15 protein-coding genes are annotated in these 14212 nt (G+C 73.9%); 9 read left to right on the top strand and 6 right to left on the bottom strand.

From position 1 onward, the window contains the following. Positions 1-50 precede the first annotated feature (50 nt). Complete coding sequence (locus E6R18_RS17130) at positions 51-896, top strand: fused MFS/spermidine synthase (RefSeq protein ID WP_136317760.1); 846 nt, start codon at positions 51-53, stop codon at positions 894-896. Here the strand turns inward: E6R18_RS17130 and E6R18_RS17135 are convergent. Both E6R18_RS17135 and E6R18_RS17140 read right to left on the bottom strand, forming a co-directional pair. Continuing rightward, positions 858-2171: an MFS transporter gene (locus tag E6R18_RS17135; RefSeq protein WP_136317761.1), complete on the bottom strand. Its 1314-nt coding sequence runs from the start codon at positions 2169-2171 to the stop codon at positions 858-860. The two genes, E6R18_RS17130 and E6R18_RS17135, sit on opposite strands and share 39 nt — an antisense overlap. Before the next feature lie 51 nt (positions 2172-2222). After that, positions 2223-3311 (bottom strand): hypothetical protein, encoded by a 1089-nt coding sequence (locus tag E6R18_RS17140; RefSeq protein WP_136317762.1) that lies wholly within the window; start codon positions 3309-3311, stop codon positions 2223-2225. Between the two features lie 155 nt (positions 3312-3466). Here E6R18_RS17140 and E6R18_RS17145 point away from each other — a divergent pair, with 155 nt between their 5' ends. Both E6R18_RS17145 and E6R18_RS17150 read left to right on the top strand, forming a co-directional pair. Continuing rightward, complete coding sequence (locus tag E6R18_RS17145) at positions 3467-3904, top strand: DUF4442 domain-containing protein (RefSeq protein WP_136317845.1); 438 nt, start codon at positions 3467-3469, stop codon at positions 3902-3904. A gap of 148 nt (positions 3905-4052) precedes the next feature. Further along, positions 4053-4715 (top strand): DedA family protein, encoded by a 663-nt coding sequence (locus E6R18_RS17150; RefSeq protein WP_136317763.1) that lies wholly within the window; start codon positions 4053-4055, stop codon positions 4713-4715. Positions 4716-4730: 15 nt separating this feature from the next. On the opposite strand, the gene E6R18_RS17155 is transcribed toward E6R18_RS17150, so the two are convergent. Then, positions 4731-5261 (bottom strand): gamma carbonic anhydrase family protein, encoded by a 531-nt coding sequence (locus E6R18_RS17155; protein ID WP_136317764.1) that lies wholly within the window; start codon positions 5259-5261, stop codon positions 4731-4733. A gap of 167 nt (positions 5262-5428) precedes the next feature. On the opposite strand from E6R18_RS17155, the gene E6R18_RS17160 reads away from it, so the two are divergent. Next, complete coding sequence (locus E6R18_RS17160) at positions 5429-6166, top strand: acyltransferase (protein ID WP_136317765.1); 738 nt, start codon at positions 5429-5431, stop codon at positions 6164-6166. A 15-nt stretch (positions 6167-6181) separates the two neighbouring features. On the opposite strand, the gene E6R18_RS17165 is transcribed toward E6R18_RS17160, so the two are convergent. Beyond that, entirely contained in the window at positions 6182-7045 is an 864-nt protein-coding gene (locus E6R18_RS17165) for an EamA family transporter (protein WP_136317766.1), read from the bottom strand. Between the two features lie 93 nt (positions 7046-7138). On the opposite strand from E6R18_RS17165, the gene E6R18_RS17170 reads away from it, so the two are divergent. Together E6R18_RS17170 and E6R18_RS17175 are read left to right on the top strand one after the other, a co-directional pair. Then, positions 7139-7711 carry an XRE family transcriptional regulator gene (locus E6R18_RS17170; protein WP_136317767.1) on the top strand — a complete coding sequence of 191 codons (573 nt, stop codon included), beginning with the start codon at positions 7139-7141 and terminating at the stop codon, positions 7709-7711. Positions 7712-7754: 43 nt separating this feature from the next. Further along, the gene (locus tag E6R18_RS17175) at positions 7755-8315 is read left to right on the top strand and encodes a YbaK/EbsC family protein (protein ID WP_136317768.1); all 561 of its coding nucleotides are present in this window, start codon (positions 7755-7757) and stop codon (positions 8313-8315) included. 15 nt (positions 8316-8330) lie between these two features. Here the strand turns inward: E6R18_RS17175 and E6R18_RS17180 are convergent, their stop codons facing one another. Next, a complete protein-coding gene (locus E6R18_RS17180; RefSeq protein WP_136317769.1) occupies positions 8331-8741 on the bottom strand; it encodes a CoA-binding protein in 411 nt (136 codons plus the stop codon). Positions 8742-8800: 59 nt separating this feature from the next. Here E6R18_RS17180 and E6R18_RS17185 point away from each other — a divergent pair, with 59 nt between their 5' ends. The 3 genes from E6R18_RS17185 to E6R18_RS17195 all read left to right on the top strand — a co-directional run bounded on the left by E6R18_RS17185 (position 8801) and on the right by E6R18_RS17195 (position 13739). Continuing rightward, a complete protein-coding gene (locus E6R18_RS17185; protein WP_136317770.1) occupies positions 8801-9427 on the top strand; it encodes a YigZ family protein in 627 nt (208 codons plus the stop codon). A gap of 98 nt (positions 9428-9525) precedes the next feature. Further along, positions 9526-10692, top strand: coding sequence for an exonuclease SbcCD subunit D (locus tag E6R18_RS17190; protein WP_136317771.1), 1167 nt, complete (start codon positions 9526-9528; stop codon positions 10690-10692). After that, on the top strand, positions 10689-13739 hold the full coding sequence (locus E6R18_RS17195) for an SMC family ATPase (protein ID WP_136317772.1): 3051 nt from the start codon (positions 10689-10691) through the stop codon (positions 13737-13739). The genes E6R18_RS17190 and E6R18_RS17195 overlap by 4 nt, the downstream gene beginning before the upstream one ends. Here E6R18_RS17195 and E6R18_RS17200 read toward each other — a convergent pair. Beyond that, entirely contained in the window at positions 13729-14175 is a 447-nt protein-coding gene (locus E6R18_RS17200) for an Lrp/AsnC family transcriptional regulator (RefSeq protein WP_136317773.1), read from the bottom strand. The two genes, E6R18_RS17195 and E6R18_RS17200, sit on opposite strands and share 11 nt — an antisense overlap. Positions 14176-14212: the final 37 nt, after the last annotated feature.

Genomic DNA, 14212 nt, shown 5'->3' on the forward strand with positions numbered 1-14212 from the left:
CGGGCCCCTCGCCGTACGGAACGGCTGACCGCACGCCGCACAATGGGGGAGTGAACGAGTCGATACCCGTCCTCCGCGACGTGGACCACGGCACCGCCCGACTGCTCCCGGACGTGGACCGGGAGCGGGCCTGGCTGCTCACGGTCGACGGGGCGCCGCAGTCGTACGTCGACCTCGACGCGCCCGAGCACCTGGAGTTCGAGTACGCGCGGCGCCTCGGCCACGTCGTGGACTGCGCGGCGGAGCCGGGCGAGCCGCTGGACGTCCTGCACCTGGGCGGCGGCGGCCTCACGCTGCCCCGCTACGTCGCGGCCACCCGCCCCGGCTCCCGGCAGGAGGTCGCGGACGCGGACGGCGGGCTGCTCGACCTCGTCGCCGAGCACCTGCCGCTGCCCGCCCGCAGCGGCATCACCGTCCACCCGGCGGACGCCCGCGCGAAGCTGGAGGAGACCGCCCCCGGCTCGGTGGACCTCCTGATCGCGGACGTCTTCGGCGGCTCCCGGGTGCCGGCCCACCTCACCTCCGTCCCGTACGCCGAGGCGGCGGCGCGGGCGCTGCGCCCGGACGGGATCTACGCGGCCAACCTCGCCGACGGGCCGCCGTTCGGCTTCCTGCGCTCGCAGCTGGCCACCTTCGCGACCGTCTTCGACGAGCTGGCGCTGATCGCGGAGCCGGGCGTACTGCGCGGCCGGCGCTTCGGCAACGTGGTGCTCGTCGCCTCCCGCGCCCCGTTCGACACGGCGGCCCTGACCCGTCGCTGCGCGGCCGACGCCTTCGCGGCGCGGGTGGAGCACGGCGAGGCGCTGGCCGCGTTCGTCAGGGGCGCCCGGCCGGTCGGCGACGAGGAGGCGGTCGCCTCACCCGAGCCGCCCGACGGCGCCTTCAGCCTCGGCTGACGCGGGCGCCACCACGACCTGGGCGGCCACCTCGACGGACCCGGTGCGCCGGGTCAGGTTCCGTACGTCCGGTACGAACAGCACCGCTCCGGTGACCAGCACGATCAGCCCCGCGCACCCCCACAGCGCCTGGCCGCGCCCGACCAGGGACTCGACGGGGCCGGCGAGCGCGGTGGCGACCGGGACCATGGCCACCGAGCCGAACCAGTCGTAGGCCGAGACGCGGGAGAGCTTCTCCTCCGGGATCTCCTGGTGCATGGCCGTCATCCAGGAGACGCCGAACACCTCGATGGCCGTGCCGCTGACGAACATCACCACGCACAGCCCGGCGGCGGACAGCGGGACGGCGAGCCCGGCGGAGGGCAGGGCCAGCGGGAAGACGCAGAGGGTTCCGGCCAGCAGTAGCCGGCGCGGCTTCCACCGCGTCATCAGCAGCGCCCCGGCCAGGTTGCCGACGCCGAACGCGGCCAGCGCGAAGCCCCAGGGCCGGGCGCCGCCCAGCGAGTCGCGGGCGACCAGCGGCCCGTAGACCGCTTCGGCGGCCCCGACCGCGGCGACCACCACGGAGAACTGGGCCACGATGGCCCAGAGCCACGGGCGGCCGGTGAACTCCTTCCAGCCGTCCCGCAGGTCCGCGAGCAGCCCGCCCCCCGGTGCGCGGGACGGGATGTGGCTGACGTCCAGGAAGGCGCGCAGGGCCCCGGCGCCCGCGAAGGCGGCGGCGTCCACGGCGAGCACCCAGCCCGGGTCCATCGCCGCGATCATGGCGCCGCCGAGCGCCGCACCGCCGATGGCGGCGCTCTGGGTGGACATCCGGAACAGGGCGAAGGCGCGGCTCGCCTGCTCGCCGCTGACGCTCGACATCAGCATGCCCTCGGCCGCCGGGCCGAAGAACGCCTGCCCGGTGCCGCACAGCGCGGTGAGCACCATCATCTGCCACAGCTGCGGGTCGCCGGCCAGGACCAGCAGGGCGAAGAGGCCCTGCGAGACGCAGTTCAGGGCGTTGGCCGCGACCATCACGCGGTGGCGCGGAATCCGGTCCGCGATCGCCCCGCCGATCAGCAGGAAGAGCACCAGCGGCACCGTCCGGGCCGCCGCCACGAGACCGACGTCGCCGCCGTCGCCACCCGCCTGGAGAACCGCGAACGCCGCCGCGATCAGCGCGCCGTGGGTACCCAGGCCCGTGACGATCGAGGCGGCGGTCAGCAGCCGGTAGTTGCGGCCCGCCGGGGCGGGGCGGGCGGAGGGGGGTACGGGGGCGGCTGCGTCGGTCACCCAGGGACTATCGCGGCCGCGGCCCGGTTGTGCAAATGTGTTCCCGCGCGGTCAGGAATCGGGGTCGGTGATCTCCACCAGGCGCACCGTGCTGAGGATCTTCTGGACCGTCGCGTCCGGCAGCTCGTCCTTGACCCCGGCAGCGGCGTACAGCACCCACGAGGAGAACGCGCCGGAGCTGTTCTTGAAGGTGAAGGCGTACGTCTTGCCGTCGCTGCTGCACTTCGTCTTCTTGGTGACGTGGGGCGCGGTGGCGGTGACCAGGCTTCCCGTCAGCCCCGACTTGGTGGTGTACTGCTTGGCCTTGCTGATCTTGATGGTCTTCTTCGGCATGTGCTGCGCGTACGCGGCCCACGCCCAGGTACCCGCCTCGTTCCGGGCGTTCACATCCGCGTCCGTGGCGCCCTGGGCGCCACGCGTGCCGGTGCCGGCCAGGCTGTAGTTCTCGTCGGTGCCGTCCTTGTCGGAGTCCTCGACGCACCACTTGCTCTTCAGGTCCGCCGGCGCGGAGAACCCGATGAGCGGCGGCTTGTCCTCCTTCGATTCGTCCTCGAAGTACGAGAACGTCGTCGGGGACGAGACCTCCCAGTCGCCGGGCACGTCGAACTGGGTGCCCCACTTGGGGTTCGTCACGACCTTCCAGCCCGCGATGAGCGGCTTGGCGTCCGCGTCGTCGCCGCGCGGGTTCGCCTCGGGCGAGGAGGCGGAGGTGGACGGCTTGACCGGCGCGGACGACTTCGTGCCGTCGGCGACGTTCTTGCCGTCCTTGTCGTCGCCGTCCTTGTTCAGCACGACGACTCCGGTGACCGCGGCGGCCACCACGACCGCGGTCGCCGCGACGATGGCCACGACGGTCGTCTTCTTCTTGTCGTTGCCGGGCTGCGGCGCGCCGGGAGGCCCGGGCACCGCGTACTGCGGAACCGTCGGCTGCTGGTACGGGTTGGGCTGGCCGTAGCCCCCCGGCCCGCCCTGCTGCGGGTAGCCGTAACCGGGCTGCTGGCCCTGCTGCTGATGCCCCGGCTGCTGATGCCCCGGCTGCTGGTAGGGATTCGGCTGCTGGTACCCCGGCTGCTGGTACGGGTTCTGGTTCTGGTCCTGCGGGTTCTGCTCGCCCCCGGGCGGCTGCTGTCCTGGCCACATGGCGAGTAACGATAGAGGTGCCCCGCCGACGCGGCTACGCCCGCCCCCGTGTGCGAACGGTGAAGGCGGGGGCGACCGGCGCGGGGCGTGCGCCGCCGAGGCATGGCCAAAGCGTTCTACTCATGAGTAACATCTCGCGCATGAGCGCTGAACAGATGACCGCGGGCGAGATGCTCGCCGCCACGGTCCCCATGGTCCGGACCCTCAACCTCGAATTCCTGGAGTCCACCGCGGACCGCGCGGTGGTCCGCATGCCGGACCAGGCCGACTACCACAACCACGTCGGCGGGCCGCACGCCGGAGCCATGTTCACGCTGGCGGAGTCGGCGAGCGGCGCCATCGTCATCGCCGCGTTCGGCGACCAGCTCAGCCGGGCCGTGCCGCTCGCGGTGAGCGCCGAGATCGGCTACAAGAAGCTGGCCATGGGCGAGGTCACCGCGACCGCCACGCTCGGCCGCCCCGCCGCCGAGGTCGTCGCCGAACTCGACGCGGGGGAGCGCCCCGAGTTCCCGGTGTCCGTGCAGATCCAGCGCGCGGACGGCGCCGTCACCGGTGAGATGACCGTCGTCTGGACGCTGCGCCCGAACTCCTGACCCCGTACGGCCGAAGGGCCGCCGCGCACCCGGCAGGGGCGAGGCGGCCCTTCGCGCTGTCCGGCCCGGCTGCGCGCCGGGTAGGCTTCCCGCGGTGCGCCGATGAGCTGTCCGGCGGGCGAAGCACATCACTACGGAGGAACCGGCGTTGCACATCCAGGAGTGGCTGGAGACCGTTCCCGCGATCAGCGTGTACGTCCTGGTGGGCGTCGTCATCGGACTGGAGAGCCTGGGCATCCCGCTCCCCGGCGAAATCGTCCTGATCAGCGCGGCGCTGCTGGCCGCCAGCCACGATGGCGTCAACCCGTGGATCCTGGGCGCCTGCGCCACGGCCGGGGCCGTGCTCGGCGACTCGATCGGCTACGCCATCGGACGCAAGGGCGGACGGCCGCTGCTGGCCTGGCTCGGCGGGAAGTTCCCCCGGCACTTCGGCGAGAGCCAGATCGCCCTGGCGGAGCGCTCGTTCCAGAAGTGGGGCATGTGGGCGGTGTTCTTCGGCCGCTTCGTCGCCCTGCTGCGCATCTTCGCCGGCCCGCTGGCCGGTGTGCTGCACATGCCGTACTGGAAGTTCCTGATCGCCAACGTGCTGGGCGGGATCGCCTGGGCGGGCGGCACCACGGCCGTCATCTACTCCGTGGGCGTCGTCGCCGAGGCATGGCTCAAGCGGTTCTCCTACCTGGGCCTGGCCATCGCGGTCCTGATCGGGCTCGCCTCGATGCTGGTCCTCAAGAACCGCGCCAAGAAGGCCGCCGCCGCGCACTCCGCGGCGGCCACCGAACCGGAAGCGGGAACGGTGCCGGTCGCCGACTGACCCGGCGGGCGGCCCTCAGCCGCCGCATGCCTCGCGGTGCGCCTTGGCCAGCTCCACGTAACCGACCGCGTTGAAGCGGACGCCCTCCAGCTCCTCCTCGGTCAGCTGCCGCTTGACCTTCGCCGGTACGCCCGCGACCAGGGAGCCCGGCGGGACGCGCATCCCCTGCGGGACGAGGGCCTGCGCCGCGACCAGCGAGCCCGCGCCGATGTGGGCGCCGTTGAGGACGGTGGCCCCCATGCCGACCAGGACGTCGTCCTCGATGGTGCAGCCGTGCAGGACGGCGTTGTGCCCGACCGAGACCCGCTCGCCGACCGTCACGGCGAAACCGGGATCGACGTGGACGCTGCAGTTGTCCTGGATGTTGGAGTCCGCACCGATGACGATGGGGCCGCAGTCCGCGCGCAGCACCGCCTGGTACCAGAGGCTGGAGCCCGCCGCCATGGTGACGTCACCGATCGCCACCGAGGTCGGCGCGGTGAACGCGTCCGCGTCGATGGACGGCTCCTTGCCGCCCATGCCCATGATCAACGCCTGCTGAGCCATCGCGCGTTCCTCCGTGCTCCGGTGCCGTGGGTCGCGGCGATCCGGTGGGAACCGGCCGTCCGCCGGGGAAACGGTATGCGACGTACGGGCGGAGCACCGGCCTGTTGGGGTGAAGATCACAGGCCGGCGGAGCCGACCGTCCGATGGGCGCGGACTACCGTGTGCGCGTGCCCAAGAACAGAAACGCGTTCTCCTCGCTGACCGCCTGGCGGCGGCGCGCCCTGTCCGGGGCCGTCCACCGCTGCTGGCGCTGGGCGAGGGAGGCGGGCGCGGTCACTGCCGAGCACCCCGGCGCACTGCGGTTCGCCCGGATCGGCGAGGGCACCCGGCTGGCCTTCCCGCAGGGCACCGTCTTCGGCGAACCGTGGATCGAGCTGGGCGACCACTGCGTCATCGGCGAGCAGGTCACGCTGACCGCGGGCCTCATGCCCGACCTGGACCTGGGCCCCGAGCCGATCCTGACCCTGGGCGACGGCGTGGTGCTGGGGCGCGGCAGCCACATCGTCGCCGATACGACGGTGAGCATCGGCTCGGACACGTACTGCGGGCCGTACGTCTACATCACCTCGACCAACCACAGCTACGACGACCCGCACGAGCCGGTCGGCAAGCAGTGGCCCCGGATGGAGCCGGTGTCCATCGGACCGGGCTGCTGGATCGGGACCGGGGCCGTGATCCTGCCGGGCGCGCGGCTCGGGCGCAACGTGGTCGTGGCGGCCGGCGCGGTGGTCCGCGGCGAGGTGCCGGACCGCGCGGTGGTGGCCGGAGCACCCGCCCGGGTCGTACGGAGCTGGCACCCCGAGAAGGGATGGGAGCCGCCCCTGCGGACACCGGCCCCGGTGCCGATCCCCGCGGGCGTCACCCCGGAACAGCTGCTGGCCGTCGCGGAGCTCGAAGAGGGCTGACCGCCCGCCCCGCGCTCACCCGGTCGCGAGCAGCACCGAACCCACCAGGGCGAGCCCGGCCCCCGCCGCCTGCACCCCGCGCAGCCGTTCCCCGAGGAAGCCGCGTGCGGCCAGGGCCGTGACCACCAGGTAGAGCGAGGCCAGTACGGCGGCCACGGTGACCGGGCCGTGGTGGGCGGCCATCGAGTAGGTGCCGTTGGCCGCGACGTCCGCGAGGCCCACGAACGCCAGCGCGGGCAGCGCCGCCCGGACCGCCGACGCGCCTTCCTCGGGCAGCGCGCGGCCTCCGCGCCGCACCGAGACGTACAGCGCCCCGCCGCCCACCACGGTGTTGGTGACCCGCTGCACGAACAGCGCCAGGAACAGCCCGGTCACCGTGGTCGACGCCTCGGCGATCAGCGACATCACGGCTCCGAAGCCGAACGCCGCCACCAGCGTCAGCAGGATCGCGCGCCGCTGCACCGGCGCCCCGCGCAGCTGCGGGCCGCCCGCCATCACGATGCCCGCGACGGCGACCGAGACCCCGGCGAACTGGACGAGCCCCGGGCGCTCCCCGGCGATCAGCCCCACGCTCACCGGGACGGCGACGCCGAGCGAACCGAGCGGGGAGACCACGCCCATCGGACCGAGGGCGAGCGCCTTGTAGAAGCACAGCATCGCCACCGGCCCCACGACACCCGCCGCGACCGCGAACCAGAGCTGCGGGCCCGCCTCGCTCCAGCCGCCCGTGGCGAGCACGATCACGCCCAGCACCGCCGCCGCCATGATCTGCGAGACCACGACCACGGTGAGCGCGGGCGTGCGCCGGGTGAGCAGGCCGCCCCCGAAGTCGGCCAGCCCCCACAGGAGGCTGGTGGCCAGGGCGAACAACGCTGTCATCAGGAGCCTCGCAGTACAGTGCGGCGAACGTTTGGGTACACCGCACCGTAGTTCAGAATGCTCGACTACGTCATTCAAAATATTGGACGGAATGTGACTGACCTCGATCGGCTGACCCAGTCCCTCGCGCGCAACCTCAAGCGCTGGCGCGGTGAGCGCGGCTTCACCCTGGACGCGCTGGCCGCCCGCGCGGGAGTCAGCCGCGGCATGATCATCCAGATCGAGCAGGCCCGCACCAACCCGAGCGTCGGCACCACGGTCAAGCTCGCCGACGCGCTCGGCGTCAGCATCACCACGCTGCTCGACCACGAACAGGGCTCCCCGGTCCGCCTCGTCCCCGCCGACCAGGCCGTACGCCTGTGGTCCACCGAGGCGGGCAGCGCCACCACCCTGCTGGTCGGCACGGAGGCCCGGGGCCCCCTCGAACTCTGGTCCTGGCGGCTGATGCCCGGCGACGGCAGCCGGTCCGACCCGCACCCCGAAGGCACGGTCGAACTGCTCCACGTCACCACGGGCACCCTGACCCTCGTCGTCGCCGACACCCCGTACAGCGTGCCCGCCGGCACCTCCGCCACCTTCGAGGCCCACCACCCGCACGCCTACCGCAACGAGGGCGCCGAACCGGTCGAACTCACCATGACCGTCAGCATTCCGCCCGTCAGATGAGACACGGTCCAACCGCGCGGACGGCGCTGTTAGCGTGACGCGCATGCGCGCACCCATCGGTTCCTTCGAGAACGCCTGCCCCGCCGTCGACCGTCTGGACCTGCTCACCGCCCCGGTGGCGAAGGCGGTGAGCACGGGCTGGGGAGGCATCCCCGCCGAGCAGATCATCCACGTGGACACCGACCCGGAGATCGCCGACACCGCGGTCTTCGTCGAGCATCACGGGGCCGGCCTGCTGGACCACTCGGCGAACTGCGTCGTCCTCGCGGCCAAGCGCGGCAGCGAGGTCACGCTCGCCGCCTGCGTCGTCCTGTCGCACTCCCGCGTCGACGTGAACGGCGCCGCCCGCAAGCAGCTCGGCGCCCGCAAGGCGCGCTTCGCCCCGATGGACACGGCGGTCGGCGAGACCGGCATGGAGTACGGCGGCATCACACCCATCGGGCTCCCGGCCGCCTGGCCGCTGCTCATCGACCCCGCGGTCGTGGACGAGGAATGGGTGCTGATCGGCAGCGGCTCGCGCCGCGGCAAGCTCATCGTGCCGGGCAAGGCGCTCGCCGCGCTGCCGGGCGCGATGGTGGTCGAAGGGCTCGGCATCCGTGCCTGAGGGCCTAGGGCGGCCCTAACCCTTCAGCTTCGGGATCTCGATGGCCGGGCAGCGGTCCATGACCATGTCGAGCCCCGCCGCCCGGGTGCGGGCGAAGGCGTCCTCGTCGACCACACCGAGCTGGAACCAGACGGCCCGGGCACCGGCGGCGACCGCCTCGTCCGCCACCGCGCCGGCCAGGTCGCTGTTGACGAAGACGTCCACCACATCCACCGGGAACGGGATGTCGGCCAGTGAGGCGAACCCCTCCTCGCCGTGCACCCGCTCCGCCTTGGGGTGCACCGGCACCACCCGCTTGCCGAAGCGCTGAAGGACCTCGGCCACCCCGTAGGCGGCCCGCGCACGGTTGTCGGAGAGCCCCACCACGGCCCAGGTGTCGCCGGTGTCTTCCAGAATCCTGCGGATCGTCTCCGTGTCTGCGTACATGAACCCGACAACCGGCAGCCCGTCCGGGGCATTCCCGCAGGTACGCATAGGGTGGCGGGATGCAGGAGCAGTACCGGACCGTCGCCCGCGCGGGCGTGCACGAGAGCGAGATCAACCGCTCCCGCTTCCTGTGCGCGCTCGCTCCCGCCGCCACCGAGGCGGAGGCGCAGGAGTTCGTCGCCCGCGTCCGCAGGGAACACCCGACCGCCACGCACAACTGCTACGCGTACGTGATCGGTGCCGACGCCTCCGTACAGAAGGCCAGTGACGACGGCGAGCCCGGAGGCACGGCCGGCGTCCCCATGCTCCAGATGCTCACCCGCCGCGAGGTCTGCTACGTCGTCGCCGTCGTCACCCGCTACTACGGCGGGGTGAAGCTGGGCGCCGGCGGGCTGATCCGGGCGTACGGGGGAGTGGTCGGCGAAGCACTCGACGCGCTCGGCACCCGCACCCGCCGGCGTTACCGCCTCGCCTCCGTCACGGTCGGCCACCAGCGGGCCGGCCGGCTGGAGAACGAACTGCGGGCCACCGGAAGGACCGTGCGCGAGGTCCGGTACGGGGCCGAGGTGACCATCGAGATCGGGCTGCCGGACGCCGAGGTCGAGGACTTCCGCCGCTGGCTGGCCGACGCGACGGCGGGCGAGGCGCACGTGGAACTGGGCGGCGAGGCGTACGGCGACGCCTGACCCGGCTGCCCGCCCGGCCGCCTCCCGGGTGATGGGAGACTGTGGGGCGTGAGGGCACAGGGGCGGAGGAAGCGAACCATGCGGGTCGGAGCCGGGTCTTGAGGATTTTGCACACATCGGACTGGCATCTGGGCCGGTCGTTCCACCGGGTCTCCCTGCTCGACGCACAGGCCGCCTACCTCGACCACCTGGTGGCCACCGTGCACGAGCACGAGGTCGACGTCCTGCTCGTGGCGGGTGATGTGTACGACAGGGCGGTGCCCCCGCTCAGCGCCGTCCAGCTCTTCGACGACGCGCTGCACCGGCTCGCCGCCGCCGGAGTACCGACGGTGATGATCTCCGGCAACCACGACTCGGCCCGCCGGCTCGGCGTCGGCGCCGGTCTCATCGGCCGGGCCGGCATCCACCTGCGGACCGACCCCGCGCACTGCGCCACCCCCGTCCTGCTCCCGGACGCGCACGGCGACGTGGCGTTCTACGGGCTCCCGTACCTGGAACCCGCCCTGGTAAAGGACGTGTTCAAGGCGGAGCGCGCCGGGCACGAGGCCGTGCTGGGCGCTGCCATGGACCGGGTGCGCGCCGACCTCGCCGAGCGCCCGGACTCCACCCGGTCCGTAGTCCTCGCCCACGCCTTCGTCGCCGGCGGCGAGCCCAGCGACAGCGAACGCGACATCACCGTCGGCGGGGTCGCCGCGGTGCCCGCGGGGGTCTTCGACGGCGTGGACTACGCCGCGCTCGGCCACCTGCACGGCTGCCAGGCCGTCACGGACCGGGTCCGCTACTCCGGCTCCCCGCTCGCCTACTCCTTCTCCGAGACCAGCCACCGCAAGACCATGTGGCTCATCGACCTGGACGCCGAGGGAGCGGTCACCGGCGAACGGATCGACTGCCCGGTGCCCCGCTCCCTCGCCCGTCTCCGCGGCCGGCTCGACGACCTCCTGGACGACCCGGCGCTGGACCGGCACGAGGACGCGTGGGTGGAGGCGACGCTCACCGACTCCGTCCGCCCGGCCGACCCGATGGCCCGGCTCACCGAACGCTTCCCGCACACCCTCAGCCTCCTCTTCGAACCGGAGCAGGCACCCGACGACCCGCACACCTCGTACGCCGGCCGGCTGCGCGGACGCGACGACCAGAGCATCGCGGAGGACTTCGTGGCCCACGTCCGCGGCGGATACGGGACCGACGAACGGGAACGGGCGGTGCTGCGCGGCGCCTTCGACCACGTACGGGTCGAGGACGGCGTCCGCGAGGTGAACCGGTGAGGCTCCACACGCTCCGGATCACCGCGTTCGGCCCGTTCGGCACGACCCAGGAGGTCGATTTCGACACGCTCGCCGCCGCCGGCCTCTTCCTGCTGCACGGTCCGACCGGCGCCGGCAAGACCTCCGTCCTGGACGCCGTCTGCTACGCCCTGTACGGCGCGGTCCCCGGCGCCCGGCAGAGCCCCGGCACCTCGCTGCGCAGCGACCACGCCCCGGCGGACCTGCCGACCGAGGTCCGGCTCGAACTCACCGTCGGCGGACGCCGCCTGGAGATCACCCGGCGCCCCGCCCAGCCCCGCCCCAAGAAGCGCGGTGGCGGCCACACCATGGAGAAGGCGCAGAGCCTGCTGCGCGCGTACGACCCCGAGGACGGGTGGCAGGCGCTCAGCCGCTCGCACCAGGAGATCGGGGAGGAGATCACCCAGCTCATCGGCATGAGCCGCGAGCAGTTCTGCCAGGTGGTACTGCTGCCCCAGGGAGACTTCGCCCGCTTCCTGCGCGCCGACGCCGAGGCCCGCGGCCGGCTCCTCGGCAGGCTCTTCGACACCCGGCGCTTCGCGGCCGTCGAGGAGCGCCTGGCCGAGCTGCGCCGGGTGGCCGAGGCCCAGGTCAGGGCCGGTGACGACCAGATCCTCGCCCTCGCCCAGCGCATCGCCCAGGCGGCCGGGCCCGCCGCGCACGAGTGCCCGCTGCCCGACGCCCGGCCGGGCGAGCCCGGGCTCGCGGACGCCGTCCTGGGCTGGGCCGCCGCCGCCCGTGCCAGCGCCCGCGAACGCCTCGGCATCGCCGCATCGGTGCTGGCCACGGCGGAGAGCCGGCACACCGCGGCCCGCGACGCCCTGGACGCCCAGCGGGAACTGGCCGCGCTCCAGGAGCGGTACGCCGAGACCCGCCGCCGCGCCGCCGCGGTGGAGGCCGGCCGCGCCGCGCACGAGGAGGCGCGGGAGCGGCTGGGGCGCGCCCGCAAGGCGGACCTCGTCGCACCGGCGCTGGAGCTGCGCACGGAGGCGGAGCGCGCGTACCGGCGGGCGCACGAGGCCCGGGAGCATTCCCGGGGGCGGCTGCCCGACACCCTGGCCGACGCGGGCGCCGAACAGCTGGCGGCCCTGGAGCGCAGGCTCCGAGAGGAGCTGGGCGGCCTGGAATCCGCACGTCGCGCCGAAAGGCGCGGCGCCGAGATCGACAGCGAACGCTCCGCCCTGGAGCGGCAGGCCGCGGCCGACGACGACCTGGTCCGCGACACCGAGGACTGGCTCGCCGGATGGGAGACCACCCGGCAGGACCTTCAGGCCCGCCTCGACGCGGCCCTGGAGGCCGCGACCCGTACCGAACTGCTGGCCCGCCGGCTCGACCCGGCCCGCCGCCGCCTGGACGCGGCCCGCCGCCGCGACGCCCTCGCGGCGCAGCTGACCGCCGCGGAGAAGCGGCTCGCCGAGGCACGCGAACACGCGTTCGGCACCCGCGAGCACTGGCTCGATCTGCGCGAACGCAGGCTGCGTGGCATCGCCGCCGAACTCGCCGGGCAACTGGTCGCGGGCGAACCCTGCACGGTCTGCGGTTCGGCGGACCACCCCGCTCCGGCCCGCACCGGCACCGGACACGTCGACCAGGCGGCGGAGGAAGCGGCCGAGGCCGCGTACCGCAGCGCCGAGCGGGCCAGGGCCGACGCGGAGCAGGCACTCGCGGTCGTCCGGGAGCGGCACGAGGCGGCCCGCGCCGAGGCCGCCGAGCCGGCCGGCGCCGAGACCGCGACGGACGCGGACGCCACCGGACCCACGGTCGCCGCGCTCGCCTCCCTCGTGGACACGCTGACCGGCGAGCACGCCGAGGCGTACCGAACCGCCGCCGGGACGCACGCCGCGCGCGAGGCCCTGACGGCGGCCGACCGGGAGCAGCGCCGGCGCGCCGACGACCGGCAGCAGGCCGAGCGCCGCGCCGCCGCCCGTATCTCCCGGCGCGAGGGGCTGGACCGCGAACAGGCCGCCCTGAACGAGGTCGTCGACCGGGCCCGCGCCGGGTACGCGAGCGTCGGAGAGCACGCCGCGGTCCTCCAGGAACGCGTCGCCCTCCTCGTGGACGCGGTCGGCACCGTGCGCGAGGAGGAGACCGCGGCGGCGCGGCTCAAGGAGGCCGACGACCGGCTCGCGGACGCCGCGTTCCGGGCCGGTTTCGACACCCCCCGGGCCGCCGCCCAGACCCTCCTGGACGACGCCGCGCAGCGCACGCTCCAGCACCGGATCGACGCCTGGCAGGCCGAGTCGGCCGCGGTCGCCGACCGGCTCGCCGAGACCGGTGCCCGCGCCGCCGCCGACCGGCCGCCGGCCGCTCCGCACGCGGCCCAGGAGGTCTGCGACCGGGCCGAGCGCGCACTGCGGGAGGCCGCGGCCGGCCTCGACGCGGCCCGGGAACGCTGCGCCGAACTCGACAGGCTCTCGCGCCGCGCGGCGCAGGAGGTGCGCGCGCTGGGGCCCGTACGCGAGGAGTACGAGCGGGTCGCCCGGCTCGCCGGTCTCACGGCGGGCACGTCGGCGGACAACGCGCGCAAGATGCGCCTGGAGTCGTACGTGCTGGCGGCCCGGCTGGAGCAGGTCGCGGCGGCGGCCACCGCCCGGTTGCAGCGCATGTCCTCCGGCCGCTACCAGCTGGTCCACTCCGACGCCTGTACCGGAGGCCGCAGGGCGGGGCTCGGGCTGCACGTCATCGACGCCTGGACCGGCCGCGAGCGCGACACGGCCACCCTCTCGGGCGGCGAGACCTTCTTCGCCTCGCTGGCCCTGGCGCTGGGCCTCGCCGACGTGGTCACCGACGAGGCGGGCGGCGTACGGCTGGACACCCTCTTCATCGACGAGGGGTTCGGCAGCCTCGACGACCAGACCCTCGACGAAGTGCTCGACGTGCTCGACTCGCTGCGCGAACGGGACCGCAGCGTCGGCATCGTCAGCCATGTCGCGGACCTGCGCCGCCGCATCCCCGCCCAGCTCGAAGTGGTCAAGGAGCGGCACGGATCGGCCGTACGGCTCCGGGCGGCGGGCGGGTTCAGCGACTGATCGGGCGCCCCGGCAGGGGCGAGGAGTAGACGACGCTGGTGGTGACGGAGCCGAGCGCGCCGATCTTCCCGGACACGGCCTCCAGATGCCGCATGGAACGGGCCGTCACCTTCAGTACGAAGCAGTCGTCGCCGGTGACGTGATGGGCCTCCACGATCTCCGGCGTGGCCTCCAGGAGGTCGTGGAACGGCTTGTAGTTGCCGTTCGGGTACCGCAGCCGTACGAAGGCGAGGATCGGCAGCCCGAGCCGCTCCGGGTCGACCACGGCCGCGTACCCGCTGATGATCCCGGCCTCCTCCAGCCGGCGGACCCGCTCCGTCACGGCGCTCGGCGACATGGCCACCGCCCGTGCCAGCTCCGCGAACGAGGCCCGGCCCTCGCGCTGGAGCACATCGAGGATGCGCCAGTCGGTGGCGTCCGGGGAATAGTCGCTCATGCGCACAGAGAACCGTGAAATCCCCGGCGGATCAAGG

Source organism: Streptomyces sp. A1277, from assembly GCF_004795015.1.
GTDB lineage: Bacteria > Actinomycetota > Actinomycetes > Streptomycetales > Streptomycetaceae > Streptomyces.